Annotated in this window: 14 protein-coding genes; 6 read left to right on the top strand and 8 right to left on the bottom strand. The window is 56.4% G+C overall.

Features of this window, described 5'->3' with window-relative positions; genetic code table 11:
• Positions 1-6 precede the first annotated feature (6 nt).
• From WMO24_RS14160 to WMO24_RS14125, 8 genes are all read right to left on the bottom strand, one after another.
• Positions 7-618, bottom strand: a complete 612-nt coding sequence (locus WMO24_RS14160) for an Rnf-Nqr domain containing protein (RefSeq protein WP_349217014.1) — start codon at positions 616-618, stop codon at positions 7-9.
• Positions 615-1,271: an Rnf-Nqr domain containing protein gene (locus WMO24_RS14155; RefSeq protein WP_349217013.1), complete on the bottom strand. Its 657-nt coding sequence runs from the start codon at positions 1,269-1,271 to the stop codon at positions 615-617. Before WMO24_RS14155 ends, WMO24_RS14160 begins: the two co-directional genes overlap by 4 nt.
• Entirely contained in the window at positions 1,268-2,257 is a 990-nt protein-coding gene (locus WMO24_RS14150) for an RnfABCDGE type electron transport complex subunit D (RefSeq protein WP_349217012.1), read from the bottom strand. Before WMO24_RS14150 ends, WMO24_RS14155 begins: the two co-directional genes overlap by 4 nt.
• Before the next feature lie 25 nt (positions 2,258-2,282).
• A complete protein-coding gene (gene rpe / locus WMO24_RS14145) occupies positions 2,283-2,936 on the bottom strand; it encodes a ribulose-phosphate 3-epimerase (protein WP_349217011.1) in 654 nt (217 codons plus the stop codon).
• 67 nt (positions 2,937-3,003) lie between these two features.
• The gene (locus WMO24_RS14140) at positions 3,004-4,212 is read right to left on the bottom strand and encodes a S1C family serine protease (protein WP_349217010.1); all 1,209 of its coding nucleotides are present in this window, start codon (positions 4,210-4,212) and stop codon (positions 3,004-3,006) included.
• Complete coding sequence (locus tag WMO24_RS14135) at positions 4,209-5,690, bottom strand: sensor histidine kinase (RefSeq protein ID WP_349217009.1); 1,482 nt, start codon at positions 5,688-5,690, stop codon at positions 4,209-4,211. The genes WMO24_RS14140 and WMO24_RS14135 overlap by 4 nt, the downstream gene beginning before the upstream one ends.
• 4 nt (positions 5,691-5,694) lie before the next feature.
• Positions 5,695-6,384, bottom strand: coding sequence for a response regulator transcription factor (locus WMO24_RS14130; protein ID WP_349217008.1), 690 nt, complete (start codon positions 6,382-6,384; stop codon positions 5,695-5,697).
• Complete coding sequence (locus tag WMO24_RS14125; protein WP_349217007.1) at positions 6,363-6,632, bottom strand: hypothetical protein; 270 nt, start codon at positions 6,630-6,632, stop codon at positions 6,363-6,365. Before WMO24_RS14125 ends, WMO24_RS14130 begins: the two co-directional genes overlap by 22 nt.
• 251 nt (positions 6,633-6,883) lie before the next feature.
• Between WMO24_RS14125 and WMO24_RS14120 the strand changes: the two genes are divergently transcribed.
• From WMO24_RS14120 to WMO24_RS14095, 6 genes are all read left to right on the top strand, one after another.
• Entirely contained in the window at positions 6,884-7,096 is a 213-nt protein-coding gene (locus WMO24_RS14120) for a DUF5348 domain-containing protein (RefSeq protein WP_317321827.1), read from the top strand.
• Positions 7,097-8,171: 1,075 nt separating this feature from the next.
• Entirely contained in the window at positions 8,172-8,807 is a 636-nt protein-coding gene (locus WMO24_RS14115) for a hypothetical protein (RefSeq protein WP_317321828.1), read from the top strand.
• 119 nt (positions 8,808-8,926) lie between these two features.
• The gene (locus WMO24_RS14110; RefSeq protein WP_349217006.1) at positions 8,927-9,364 is read left to right on the top strand and encodes a hypothetical protein; all 438 of its coding nucleotides are present in this window, start codon (positions 8,927-8,929) and stop codon (positions 9,362-9,364) included.
• A 38-nt stretch (positions 9,365-9,402) separates the two neighbouring features.
• Complete coding sequence (locus tag WMO24_RS14105; protein WP_349217005.1) at positions 9,403-11,487, top strand: hypothetical protein; 2,085 nt, start codon at positions 9,403-9,405, stop codon at positions 11,485-11,487.
• Positions 11,488-11,828: 341 nt separating this feature from the next.
• Positions 11,829-13,295, top strand: a complete 1,467-nt coding sequence (locus tag WMO24_RS14100) for a C40 family peptidase (RefSeq protein WP_349217004.1) — start codon at positions 11,829-11,831, stop codon at positions 13,293-13,295.
• A gap of 16 nt (positions 13,296-13,311) precedes the next feature.
• Positions 13,312-13,689, top strand: a complete 378-nt coding sequence (locus tag WMO24_RS14095; RefSeq protein ID WP_349217003.1) for a hypothetical protein — start codon at positions 13,312-13,314, stop codon at positions 13,687-13,689.
• The last annotated feature ends 6 nt before the right edge of the window (positions 13,690-13,695 follow it).

Here is a 13,695-nt window from a genome sequence, read left to right as displayed (position 1 = left end):
CCTTTCTCAGAACGAGATCAAATGGCCGGTGAAACCATAGATGGCCAGCGCCAGAATGCCGATGTACAGCAGCGTGACCGGCAGGCCGCGGAAGGTGGCGGGCACGTCTTCGTTGTCCAGCTTGCGGGCGCCTTCGCGCACCACCAGAACCGCCAGCACATAGCCCACGCCGCTGCCCAGGGCAAAGCCCATGGTCTGCAGCAGATCAAAATGGCGCGTGGTGCCGATGAGCAGCGTGCCCAGAATGCAGGTGTTGAACGTGGCCATGGGAAGCACGGCCACAATGTCCTTTGCGCCCGACGAACGGAACAGCAGCACCACCAGCAGCAGCACGATGAAAAAGGCCACGGCGCTGCACATGACCAGGACCAGCGGCCGGACATAAGTGCTGTACCACTGTTCGCTGAGCCACAGGTTGACAAAGTACGCCATGGGTGCGCTGATGAGCTGAACGCTGCACAAGAGCACGCCGAAGGTGAGCGAGTCCACTTCGGGGTCGTCCGCCAGCTTGACAATGCGGGAGACGCCCAGTGCACGGGTGAACACGGCGTTCTGGGCGAACACGCCCACCACCGCGTAGAAGAAGAAGGGTCCGAGCGCTTTTAAAACTTCTGTCATGCCTGCTGCTTCGCCCCCAGTCCCATCTGTCGTTTCACAATGTTCACGCCGCCGCGCCAGACCACAATAATGAATGCCAGCACGATAAAGCCGCCGCTGGGCAGCTGCGCCATGGGGAACAGCGGCGTTTTCAGCAGCGTATGGCCGAGCACCGCCCCCGTGCCCAGAAACTCGCGCAGAACGGCGGTGACATACATGGCCATCACGTATCCGGCAGTGGTGATGATGCCCTTGCGGAAAGCAGTGTGGATGCGCTCGCGCTGAGGCCGCTCATACCGTTTCAGAATAATGGGGTCCGCCACCAGCAGGGGCAGGTACAGACCCAGAAGGGTGATGTCCGCACTGGTGAACAGATGCTCCATCACCCAGATGACGCCCACGTACACCGCCGCGCTGGTGACGGCATACGTCAGCCCGCGGAAGCGGAAGTAGGAAAACCGGCTGAGAAACGCCGCGATGACCCGGGTGGGCGTCAGCAGCAGTGCCACCGCCACCGCCAGCATGGTGGCGTTTTTCACATTGATGGCCGCCACCACCAGCGGCGCAAGGCCCAGGCCCTGCATGACCACCGGGTTGTTGAGCAGAATGCGGTCCCGTTTGACTTTGCGGGCCAGCTCATGGTCGACTTCCGGTTTCATGGGATCGATGTTCATGAGCTCACCTCCTCACGGCGCACACGGCTTGCGAACAGGCGGTCCAGATAGCCTGACAGAGCGTTGACGCACAAAATGGCAAAGCAGACGCCCGTGTCATAGGTGCCCACATAGCGGAACGTCATGGTCATGACGCCCAGAAGAATGCCGTACACCAGATGGGCCCGCCGGTTTTTGGGCCGGGTGACCCGCTCGTTGATGAGGAACACCGAGGCGTACAGAAGCGCGCCGGTGAGCAGCTCATACTTCACCGACTGATAGCGCACATACAGATGCTCCCAGGGCACGGCAAGGCCGATGTTGTCGATGCGGGGGAAGAAGAAGGCCACCAGGGCGCAGGCGCCCAGAAAGCCCACGGGAATGGCAAAGTCAATGTCCCGGCGCATCCACAGGTACATGGCGCAGGCCAGCACCACCAGCAGCGCCGTGGTGCCCATGGGGCCGGCGTAGTTGCCCAGCACCAGGTTCAGCGCGCGCACGTTGGGCGTGCCGCCCGCCTGCAGGCTGTGGGCCGCGCTTTCCACCATGGTGGCCTCTGCGGTGGAAAACACCGACATGGTGGTAAAGGGCACCGGATAGGTGAACACCTGGCTGGGCCAGGACACCGCCGCCACCGCATAACCCACCGCCGACGGGTTGAAGGGATAGTGGCCGTAGCCGCCGAAGGGCGCCTTTGCCACCAGAACCACCGTCATGCTGGTGATGACCACAATGTAATAGCTGAGCGTTGCGGGCATCAGCATCAGCATCACCAGCACCGCCGGAATGCTGCTGTTTTCGGTTCGGTCATGGGGCCGGCCCCGCAGCCAGGCCACCAGACGGTCGCAGAACGCGGCCGTGATGCTGCCGACCAGGCACATCACCGCCGGGCGCGCGCCGTACAGATAACAGGATACCGCCAACAGGGGCAGCATCATCCAGACAATGTCCCGGTTCTGCTCCCGCGGGGACAGCGGCCCCAGCGGCAAACTCGTCTCCGAGCTCATAGCTTCGCCTCTTTCTGTGAAAAATTCATTCGCAGGCGCTGCGGATGGCCGCCATGGCAGCGGCCGGGTCCTTGGCGCAGAACACCGCGCTGCCCGCCACCAGCACAGTGGCGCCCGCCCGGGTGCACAGGGGTGCGGTGGCCTCGCCGATGCCGCCGTCCACCTCGATCTCCAGCTCCAGGCCGCGGCGCAGCGCCTCGGCGCGGATGGCCGCGATCTTGTCCACGGCGGCGGGCATGAACTTCTGCCCGCCGAAGCCGGGCTCCACGCTCATGACCAGCACCATCTCCAGGCGGTCCAGATACGGGAACACCGCCTCGGCCGGGGTGGCCGGCTTGATGCACAGCGCCGCTTTGGCGCCCGACGCATGAATGGCGTCAATGGTCTCATCCACGGGGCTGTCCGCCTCGATGTGGAAGGTGATCAGGTCCGCGCCCGCGTCCCGGAAGGTCTGCACGTATTTCAGCGGGTCCTTGATCATCAGATGCACGTCGTAAAAAGCATCCACCGCGCTGTGCAGGCATTTGAGCACCGGCACGCCCAGAGACAGGTTGGGCACAAACTGCCCGTCCATCACGTCAATGTGCAGCCAGTCCGCGCCGCCGTCCAGCACGTTTTGGCAGTCTCTGCCCAGATTTGCGAAATCCGCCGAAAGGATCGACGGGGCGATCTTTACCATAGAAAACACCTCGTGTTTTTTAAAAACTGTTGTACTATTATACGCCTTTTGCCCTCAAAAGGCAAATTCAGGGCGTGCTTTCCAGCAGATTGGCCGTGATGGCCACCGTTTTTCCGTTGCTGTGTTTATAAATTTGCAAATCGATGGTGTCGCCGCTTTTCTTTTCTTTCAAAATCTCCTGCAGGTCCGCGGTGGCGGTCAACTCGCGGCCGTCGGCTTTCAGGATCACGTCGCCGGCCGTCACGTCATGGTTCACCAAATCGCTTTCGGGCAGCACCTCGGCAATGTACAGGCCATGGGCGGGCAGGCCCCGCTCCGGTCCGGTGACCGAGGACAGCGCGATGACCGTGACGCCCAACGTCATGCGGTCTTTCACATAGCCGTAGGCGATCAGGTTCTGGACCACGGGCTGCGCGTCGGAAATGGGAATGGCAAAGCACAGCCCCTCGTAATCCGAGCCGCTGAGTTTGGCCGAGCTGATGCCGATGACCTGACCGTACCGGTTCACCACCGCGCCGCCGGAGTTGCCGGGGTTGATGGCCGCATCCGTCTGGATGAGGTTCATGGTGATGACGCTTCCGTCGGACATCTGGATGGGCACCTGCCGGTTCAAGCCGGAGACGATGCCCTGGGTGACGGTGCCCGCCAGGCGGCCCGCCGCGTTGCCGATGACCACGGTGCGCTCGCCCACCTGCAGCGTGTCGGAGTTGCCGAAGGTGGCGGGGACCAGGTCCTCGGCTTCGATTTTGATGACCGCCAGATCCGACTGGGTGTCCTGGCCGATGATGCGGGCGGAAAACTCCCGCCCGTCGTTGAGGATGACGCTCAAATCGCTGGAATCTTCCACCACGTGGGCATTGGTGACAATGAAGCCTTCCTCGTTGAGGATGACGCCGCTGCCGTAGGCCGCCACCGAAAGACTTTGCGGCATGTACACGTTGATGCACACCACGCTGGGGCCCACCTGCTGGGCGATCTGCGTGGTGGGCAGGCCGTCGTCCATGTCTTCGGGCAGCTCCTGCAATTCAAAGGCGGGGGCGTCTTCGCCCGCACCGGCGGGCGCCTGTTCCCCGATGCGGAAGGGGTCTTTGCCCTGCCACAGAAGCACAGCCGCAGCGCTGACCAGCACCACCGCTGCCAGTGCCAGGCACAAAAGCGTGATGATCAGCGGCGCGCGGCCCCGTTTGGGCGCGGGGCGCGGCACATATTCATACTGCGGCGGCTGCCAGCCGTCCCGCCGCGGGTCCTGCCAGGACCCGTTGGGCTGTTCCATCATGAATCCCCCTTCTCTTCCTCGGGTTTTGACCGGGTTTGCTTTTGCTTGTTTTTCTCCTGCACGGCCACGGGCAGCGTAAAGTTGAACTGGCAGTACTCGCCCTCTTTGCTCTCGGCCCAGATGTTGCCGCCGGACAGGTTGATGAGCACCTTGCAGATGTGCAGGCCCAGACCGCTGCCCATGGTGTTCAGCCCGCGGCTTTTGTCCTCTTTGTAGAAGCGGTCAAACACATAGGGAAGCGCGTCGGCGCTGATGCCGGCGCCCGTATTGCGGATGCCGACCGTGACCATGCCCCGCGCCTGGGTGACGGAGAAGCGGATCTCGCCGCCCACGTTGCAGAACTTGATGGCGTTGTCCACAATGTTGTAAATGACCTGATAGACCAGGTCCTCGTCTGCGTAGACCATGGTTTTGGTGGGCGCAAAACCGCTGATCTGGATCTTGTTGGCCTCCAGCCGCTGTTCAGCGCCGAACACCACGCTGGTAATGCTCTCCCAGATGTCATAATTGCGGGCGTTGACCTGATATTCCCCTGCCTCCAGCTTGGTGATGTCCAGCATGTTTTTGATCAGGCGGGTCAGGCGGCCCACTTCCTCGGAGACGATGCCCAGGTAATGGTCCCGGCTTTCCGGCGGGATGGTGCCGTCCAGCATGCCGTCGATAAAGCCCTTGATGGTGGTCATGGGGGTGCGCAGCTCGTGGGCGATGTTGCCCATGAAGCTGTGGCGGGAGGAATCGATCTTCTCCAGGTTGGCGGCCATGTTGTTGAAGGTGACCGCCAGCTGGGCCAGCTCGTCCTCGCCCTCCACGGGGACCCGGGCGGAGAAGTCGCCGCTGCCGAACTTTTTCGCCGCGTCGGAAATGCGGCGAAGAGGCGTGGTCATGCGGGAAGTGAGCACGATGGACAGCACGCTGGAGACCATCAGCATCAAGCCGGCCGACAGAATAAAGGTGGACAGAAGGTTGGCCACGTATTCACTGAGGGTCTGGGCGTCGGACGCGGCGAAGGCATAGCCCTGCACCTGGCCGTTTTCGTCCAGCATGGCCTTGCCCGCCACGTAGCAGCGGTTTTCCAGCAGGCCGTTCAGGGTGCCCAGTTCGGTGTACACGCCGCCCCGCGCCTGGGCCATGGCTTTGGCGGGCAGCATCTCGCCCAGATAGTGGGACGGGTCCGCGGCGCTGCACAAAATGATGCTGCCCTGTTCGTCGGTGAAGAAGATCATGGTGCCGGTGGCCCGGGAGGTGATGACGATGCCCCGGGTCACGTCTTCCACGCGCTCGTTTTCGGTGTCGGCGCGGCCGGCAGCCTCTTTCATGACCAGAATGGTGTTGTCCACGGTCTGCAGAAGCGTGGCCTCGTTCTCGGCGCGGAAGTACCCCATGGACAGGTACAGCTGGATGAAGCCCATCAGCGCAATGCTGCACAAAAGCAGAATGGCGGTGGAATAAAAATACCGGGTGGTGATGCTTTTTCGCATACGATCACTCTTTTACTTCAAACTTATAGCCCACGCCCCAGACGGTTTTCAGGCTCCACTGGTCGCTGGTCCCCTCCAGCTTTTCGCGCAGGCGCTTGACGTGCACGTCAATGGTGCGGGAGTCGCCGTAGTATTCAAAGCCCCACACCTCGTCCAGCAGCTGGTCCCGGGTGAACACCCGGTTGGGGTGGCTGGCCAGGTAGTACAGAAGCTCCAGCTCCTTGGGGGGCGCGTCCACCACGTTCCCCTTCACCTTCAGCTCGTACCGGGTCAGGTCCACCGAGAGGTTGTCGTAGGAGATGACCCCGTCCGGCGCGGCCTGGGCCGGCACGCAGCGGCGCAGCACCGCCTTGATGCGCGCCACCACTTCCTTGGAATCAAAGGGTTTCACCACGTAGTCGTCGGCGCCCAGCTCCAGGCCCAGCACCTTGTCGAAGGTCTCGCCCTTGGCCGTCAGCATGATGACCGGGGTGTTGTCCACGGCGCGGATCTTGCGGCACACCTCCCAGCCGTCCATTTTCGGCATCATGATGTCCAGCAGGACCAGGTTCGGTTTTTCTTTTTCAAAAGCCGCAAACGCCGCCTCGCCGTCGTTGGCGATGCAGGTGGTGTATCCCTCTTTTGCAAGATACAGCCGCAGCAGCTCGCAGATGTTTTTATCGTCGTCCGCAATCAGAATTTTTTCATTGGCCATGTCGCCGCACTTCCTTTCCCCTTGCAGTTCGCATTATTTCTATTATAACGGATAAATGTGTACAAAAAAAGACTTTCGCCCCGGGCAAAGAATTTTGTGCGCGCGCGTTGCGCCCGGCCGGTTCTTTCTGTATAATAGGTAGGAATACACGCGCAGCGCGCTGCAAGAAAAGAAAAGAGGAATTCATCACTATGAAGCTCGGTATCGTGGTTCACGTTCCTTTTTTCGAAATCTCCATATAAATCCATGAAACACCACAAAATGGCATTATAATGCGGCTTTTTTCGCCTTCAAAAATATATAAGTCAATATAAGCCGCATAAAGTCGCATGAGAAAATGGTGTAAAAATGGTGTAGAGGACACAAAATGGTGTATAACACACCGACCGCAACAACTCACTGAGCCAGTGCAACAAACTTGAATATTTTCATCGAGAGCCAATCCCAATTTTCTGGGGTTGGCTTTTCTTTTTCCAGAGTAGTCAAAGGAGGATTTGCAATGAAACAGGGCGTTTTGGTTTACGATCGAGAGAATGACCGCATCGATATCCGCTTCGGATTGGAGGACTATTATGGGGGCCTGCACTGCGGCACGACTTTCGACGTTCTAATTGGTCGCCGGTGGATACCCACCCGAATTGAACTGGGGAGAGTCTGGTATCTGGTCGGCATAAAAACAAGTAACCTGGAGGGGTTAAGAGTCCGCATCTAAACACACCGTTCCAAAGATCATCACACCAAACCTGCAATCAGGAGGAACCATGACATGAAGTGCCTGCTTAAATATCGTTGGGTCAAGCTTCCCAGAGCCCAACTCCCCCAGGGCAAGGGCGTATTGGGTTATTGGAGCAGACTCGCGGCTCGGGCAGCATTCAGAAAAGGCACGGCATGTTATTGTGGCTATCACAATGAAGTTGTGCCCGGAATGTGGTCTGGTGGAATCGTCGGCCTAAAAAGCATCCTCGGAGTTCGCCGACGTGCTCAGGCGCTTCAGATTATGGATCAGCTACAATCGCTCGGTTATATAAGGTATAGCCTGGATCAGAAGACCAAACGATTGGATTACCAGATCTGCGACTGGGTCATCAGCTGCTCCGGCCAGGGATGCTCAGCCGGAACAGTATATGCCACAGATGGGTATGGTTTCCTCTGCCTCCCGCGCAATATCACACAGAGGCTTGTCAAGCATAACTACAAATTTGAAGAAGCAGACGCATTGCTGGATCTATGGTGCCACACAACATGGCAGGATTCACGCAATGCGTTTTCTTTTTTAGCGCCGGCAGTCCAGTTTGGTGAATACGGAGCAGTTCTGACACTTGAATACCTCGGTCAACGCTGGGGCTGGGAACGGACTAAGGTCTGGAGGTTTTTCAGAAAACATGAGGGTGCCTTTCCTCTTTACCGTCTCCCCGGCTCCTTTGGGTGCCTGGTATTCAATTCCCTGTATCCGACCGAACCCTATTCTGAATTGCCGAAACAGGCCGATGTTGAACGCATTTTGACCAAAATACGCATTATGGGGCAGAATACGCACATTTCTGGCACAGACCATGCCCGTCTTTGCAAGATGGTTTTGTGGTATAGCAGACAACTAAGCGGTGAACCGAGCTGCGTCCCAGCACAGGATGAAATTGCTCGCGTTGCAGTTTCGCACTCTATTAAATACGCGTATTTTTCTCTGTGTTGGAATTGCAAGAATTGTATGTTTGACTGCAGTGAGTGTGAAGTTTTATCGAAAGCACCTGAATCGTTTTTCAACGATCGACAAGATAAGGAGGATTATCATGGCCAAACAACCGATTGCCGAAAAGGCATTATACGAACAAGAAGAACAGCAGATACAAGAAAAGTCCGATGCTTTCATCCGAATTTTGACGCAGCGAGGAATTCTGGGAAACGATCAGATCAAGGACGAACGGATTCGACAAGCCCAGCAGGAAAAGCAGCGCCGTATGTATCACAACACAAGGCTGCTCCTGGAACAATACCGGAATATCGCATGGGCGCTGGAATGTTTCCCCGATACGATTGCTGCGGAACTGGATCACCCGCTGGGGGATCTGGACTCTCTGCTCGGCAAGATGGATCTGGAAATGGGTCTTGGGAACCGCAAACTGGAGAGTCGTCTGGAAAGCGTAAAAAAGTCCCGTTTGTTGCTGGATCGGGTCAACGAGGCTCTGACTGTTCTGAAACGAAAGCCTGACAATGGCCCCAAAATGTATGAACTCATCTACCAAACCTATCTGGCCCCCGAAAAACTGAGCCATGCTGACCTGCTGTACCGGCTTGACATCTCCTCACGTCACTATTACCGGCTTCGTCAGCAGGCCATCACCATTCTGTCAATTCGTTTGTGGTCCGCTCCTTCCAACGAGGTTGATTCCTGGCTTGAAATTCTCACATTGCTTGAAAGCCTTTGATGAAAATGTGATGGCAAAGAAAAAGGCACAAAATTGGCAAGGTGGGCGCCGATGACATGTAAAAGCGAAAAAGGTATACTGATATTGTCCCAAAGTAGGACAAAACGAAAACGCCGCTTTTGAAGCACAAAGCTTTGGAAGCGGCATTTTTTATCGAAAAACAGGAGGACAAATCAATGCAAAAACTCTATTCACTGTGCAAAAAGCGCTTGCAGCCGCTTTTTTGCGCCACTGCTGGCATCCTCTACATGACGATGCTTACCGCACAGCCGGTATTCGCGGAAGATGTTGCGACCGGTGGTGAGAATATCTGGAGCCGCTTCTCCACGATCATGCAAGATGTCTATGGCGAGCTGGTAGCCATCAGCACGATCGTAGCCGTTACAGTGGCATCTATCGCACTGATTATCCGTATGGTTTCGCGGAATCAGCGGGCTGTTGACGAAGCCACGGGTTGGCTCAAGCGCATTGTTATCACCTGGATCGTACTGAACTCGCTGGGCTTCATCGTTGCTTACCTGCAGCCGCTGATCTCTGGCGGCCAGTATACGCCCTGACGGAGAGCCATGGAAGAGAAAGCAAGGAGTGAACCAGCATGTTAGACTGGATTTTTGAAGGGATCATCACCTGGATCTCCAGCATTGCCTCTTCGCTGATGGACGCTGTATCTGGGCTGTTCCTGAACGCTTTAGGTGCCGATATGACCGTTATGGAGGAATACTTCCCCTTCATCACGGTGGCATACACGGTCATGCAGTATATGGCGTGGGCGATTCTTTTTCTGATTACAGTCTGGCAGCTGTTTCGGACGTTTGGAGGCCCCATCACCGAGGCGGAACACCCGCTGCATCTAATCGCACGCAGCTCTATTTTTGCCCTGCTTATCGGGTATGCAAGACCGATATTTATGGTGGCATTGGACATTGCGCGCGCTCCATATACAGCGCTCTTGGATCTCAGCATGACCAGCGAGGATTTTACTTTTGCAGGCCTTGAGGAGACGCTCAGCAATGGTTTGCTGACAATCGCATCGACAGTAACCGTTATTGCTCCAATTCTGTTGCTGATTCTGCTTATTTCGATTGGCTGGAACTATTTCAAACTGCTGCTTGAAACCGTAGAACGGTATATCGTTGTCGGTGTGCTTTGCTACACCAGCCCTCTCGCCTTCGCCATGGGTGGCTCCAAAGAAACCAACCAGGTATTCAAGAGCTGGTGCCGTATGGTCGGCTCGCAGCTCCTGTTACTTGTCATGAATGTATGGTTTCTGCGAGCCTTCAGCTCGTCTGTGGGCCAGTATATTGGAAACGGCGGTGCGGTTTCGACCGGACATGGTTCGATTTTTCTCTGGTTCTTCTGCGCATTAGCGTTTTTGAAGACGGCGCAAAGATTTGACAGCTACTTGGCCTCCATTGGCCTGAACGTAGCACAGACCGGTTCCAGCATGGGCATGGAAATGCTGATGGCCGCCCGGGTGCTTACCGGATTCGCCGGTAGCGCCAGCAGCGCAGGCAGTGTTTTCCGGAATACCTCTGCAGCCGGAACGGCTACAGCTACCGGTTTTGCAGCTGGGTTCGCTAACCGTTTCAAGCCGAACAGCTATGTGCGCGATGCGGTAGTGGAAGGCGGCAGTCGAATGGGGTTGGGCGGCAGTGTTGGCTTTGTCGGACGTGCATTTGGCGGTATTGCTGCGCGCAACGGCGCCACCTTGACCGGCGATTCCATCTCCTCTGTAGCTACACGCCCTGACAGTGTGTCGGGCAGCATTGGCGGCGATATTGCGAACCGCAGTCTCGGTAACTATATGCCGCAGTTGGGACGGCATACTCTGAGCAACACGCAGATCACCGGCGGCCATATCAGCACGACGGCAACCGATGCTGCCGGTAAAACCAGCAATGTTGAACTGTTCAACGCTGCACAGTTTGAGGCCCCGACGGCGCCTCACTCACTGGTCAATGCCGCAGACGGAAGCTCGTGGTATCAGGTCGCAACCGGTGAAGGAAAAGGTGCCTTCTATGACGCACCCAACTTCACAGGAAGTGCTTCGGAAGCTGCCCGGGTGGCAGAAACATTCCCTGGCGCTGCCGAGGGGACGATGTTGCGCACGGTTGGCGAAGGTGTGCTTGAGGCAACCACGGATAACGGAAGTTCGCTCTGGTACAACAGTGCGTTCTTTGCCGAGCCAGATGCTCCACACAGCGTCATGCAGTCGGACAATGGCGTGGAATGGTATGCTATGCAGCCTAAAGCAGATGCGCCTCGATTTGAACAGGGTGATGCAGCAGTCGCATATAATCAGGCTGAATTCCGGCAGTTCATGCCTGGCTTTGATGAGCAGATTGTTGCGGTTGATTCCAGACATCGTGATGACGGGCATTTCGAAGTTCGTCACGAAGATGGTTCCGGTACAGCATTCTATGATACCGCACAATTTGACACGCCCAGAGGCGACTACCAGGTCTATGAGGACGCTCATGGGAAGCAGTGGATTGCAATTCACGGAGACGCGGCTGTGGAACGCCGTCCTGTTTACGAGAACGGTCAGGCCGTTTATGATGGCGAAAACGTCAAAACGGTCTCGGTGGAAACCGTCCGTTACAAGAACACTCCCAGTCGCTTCAAAGAACCTGAGCGGCGCGAAAACTATGATTTCCAGCCACCGCGCCGGAAACGATAAATATATTCAAGACGGGCCTTCGGTGACATTCCGCTGGCCCGTCTTGTTTTTCAGGAGGATAACAGATGGCAGAACCGGAAAAACAGCAATTCGGAGACGGCAGAGACAACTATGCCGGTGCTGCCCGTCAATTAAGCGATGCTCTCCAGCAAGCTGGGCAAACCGGAACCCGACAAGCTGTGTCAAACGGAGCAGCCGCCCTGGTACAATCCGGCATCAAGAGCGGGAAAGCTGTATCAGAGATTGCAGCCGGAACCGCAGCGGGTGGCCCGTGGGGGGCAATCCTTTCCGCAGCGTGGTCGTTACGGCACACCCTGTTTAAGATACTCGCATGTCTTTGTGTGCTTCTTCTCATATTTGTAATTCTGATCGTATCCATTCCCTCAGTCGTGCTCAACGGCGTATTTGGCCTGAACGGGTCGATTGTTGACATGGACAACCCCATGTCTATGATGCAGTCGTATGAAGAAATGTCCGCTGAAGTTTCCGCAGCCGTAGACCGGGGATACCAGGTAGCGCTCGAACGCGTGGATCAACTTATCCAGGACGGTGGATATGACTATGAATTATCCATAGAGTCATTGATCGACGAAGCGAAAAGTGCCTCCGGTTTCAATGCCGCGTATGTATTGGCTGCATATTCCGCATCCATGCTGCAGCAAGGCACAAGCGCGGATGATATGACTGCGAAACTTGACGCTGTGGCAGAGCAAATGTTCCCCATTTCCAGCGAAGAGAAAGAGAAGGAACGGGTCATGCCCCTGACCTACACCACATACCGGGAAGTTACCGTTACTGTGGTATATGGTCAAACCTTTATCGGTATCGTGAATGGCCAGATGCAATTCCAGTATGATGTAGCCGTCAGAGGGGGCTACTATGAACCCGACGGAAGCGTCACAACATTGGAGCCTGTAACCACCACTGCATACCGTGCCGAAGATGTCACGGTTCCCGTTTACACCGATGGCCGTATCTCCGGCACGACCAGCGCCACATACTATGTGCCGGATGGAACTGAAACACTCACCCCCAGCACAGAAACGGTTGTGTATCTGGAATGTACCATCCATCCGTTTGATCAGAATGTCGTTCTGGATGCGTTTGGAATCGATCCTGACGCGCCGTATGACAACTTTGGAATCACCTATGGTGAAGCGATCAGTAATATGGCGACAGCCTTACAGAAGACGCTGTACGGTGCCCAGGGCGGCAGTCAAGGCGGAGAATCGGTTCCGCTCACAGATGAAGAGCTCATCGCATTTGTCGAGCGGCAGAACTGCAATGAAACGCGCAAGCACATTCTGTCAACAGCACTGTCGCTCGTTGGCAAAATCCCGTATTTCTGGGGTGGAAAATCCGATGCCGGGTGGAACGATGAATGGAACACCCCCAAAGTGGTCACGGCTACCGGCTCCAGCGCAACCGGCACGATCCTTCCTTACGGCCTGGATTGCAGCGGGTTCACGGACTGGGTGTTCAAAACGGCAATGGGCGTAAGCATCAAAGCTGGAAGCTGGAACCAATGGGATAACAGCTATGCCATCACGGAGGCGGAACTGCTTCCGGGCGATCTTGGATTTATGGCTGTGCCCGGCACTGTACCCGTCAACCATGTTTTGATATACGCAGGCGAGAATGAGGATGGTGCGCACATGTGGGTTCATTGCACAAGTGGTTCAGGTGTTGTCCTCAACTCCCCGGACTATGTCGAGTACTATCGCCGTCCCATCAACGTCGATTATGATGCGCCCGTTTTATCCGGGACCGGGCTCCAGACGACGGAGCCATCACAGAACAGTGAATGAGCCAGGAGTTCAGACAATGGAAGAAAAAGAATACAGCAATATCTATGCAATTCCAGCAAACTACACCGATTCCGGTAAGCTGCTGGGGGGGATGGTTGAAACCCGATGTGCAGTGGAAGCAATCTTTCTAGTGGGGCTGGTTGGGTATCCGGAGCTGTTTTGGATACCCATGCCCACCACGATCCGCATCGTGGTCATGACGGTGACCCTGCTGCCGCTTGGAGTAGTCGCCCTCATGGGAGCTGATGGAGGCTCTCTCTTACAGTACCTCTGGAATATCATCTATTTTTTCACGCATCGCCGTAAGCTTCATTGCAGGAGGGTTGGTTACAAATATGCGCAGCAAACAGGAAAAAAACGCAAAAACGCCAAAGGCAAAAAGGCAAAAGCTTGATTTTGT

This window comes from Ruthenibacterium intestinale, assembly GCF_040096265.1.
Classification (GTDB): domain Bacteria; phylum Bacillota; class Clostridia; order Oscillospirales; family Ruminococcaceae; genus Ruthenibacterium; species Ruthenibacterium komagatae.
The sequence above is the reverse complement of the archived record's forward strand: the minus strand, read 5'-3'. Positions and strand labels throughout refer to the sequence as shown.

What these genes read in the sequence shown, in the direction of transcription:
- WMO24_RS14105 (WP_349217005.1), top strand. Translation starts at nt 9,403, where the DNA reads ATGTTAGACTGGATTTTTGAAGGGATCATCACCTGGATCTCCAGCATT.
- rpe (WP_349217011.1), bottom strand. Translation starts at nt 2,936, where the DNA reads ATGGTAAAGATCGCCCCGTCGATCCTTTCGGCGGATTTCGCAAATCTG.
- WMO24_RS14160 (WP_349217014.1), bottom strand. Translation starts at nt 618, where the DNA reads ATGACAGAAGTTTTAAAAGCGCTCGGACCCTTCTTCTTCTACGCGGTG.
- WMO24_RS14130 (WP_349217008.1), bottom strand. Translation starts at nt 6,384, where the DNA reads ATGGCCAATGAAAAAATTCTGATTGCGGACGACGATAAAAACATCTGC.
- WMO24_RS14095 (WP_349217003.1), top strand. Translation starts at nt 13,312, where the DNA reads ATGGAAGAAAAAGAATACAGCAATATCTATGCAATTCCAGCAAACTAC.
- WMO24_RS14150 (WP_349217012.1), bottom strand. Translation starts at nt 2,257, where the DNA reads ATGAGCTCGGAGACGAGTTTGCCGCTGGGGCCGCTGTCCCCGCGGGAG.
- WMO24_RS14135 (WP_349217009.1), bottom strand. Translation starts at nt 5,690, where the DNA reads ATGCGAAAAAGCATCACCACCCGGTATTTTTATTCCACCGCCATTCTG.
- WMO24_RS14125 (WP_349217007.1), bottom strand. Translation starts at nt 6,632, where the DNA reads ATGGATTTATATGGAGATTTCGAAAAAAGGAACGTGAACCACGATACC.
- WMO24_RS14140 (WP_349217010.1), bottom strand. Translation starts at nt 4,212, where the DNA reads ATGATGGAACAGCCCAACGGGTCCTGGCAGGACCCGCGGCGGGACGGC.
- WMO24_RS14120 (WP_317321827.1), top strand. Translation starts at nt 6,884, where the DNA reads ATGAAACAGGGCGTTTTGGTTTACGATCGAGAGAATGACCGCATCGAT.
- WMO24_RS14155 (WP_349217013.1), bottom strand. Translation starts at nt 1,271, where the DNA reads ATGAACATCGATCCCATGAAACCGGAAGTCGACCATGAGCTGGCCCGC.
- WMO24_RS14115 (WP_317321828.1), top strand. Translation starts at nt 8,172, where the DNA reads ATGGCCAAACAACCGATTGCCGAAAAGGCATTATACGAACAAGAAGAA.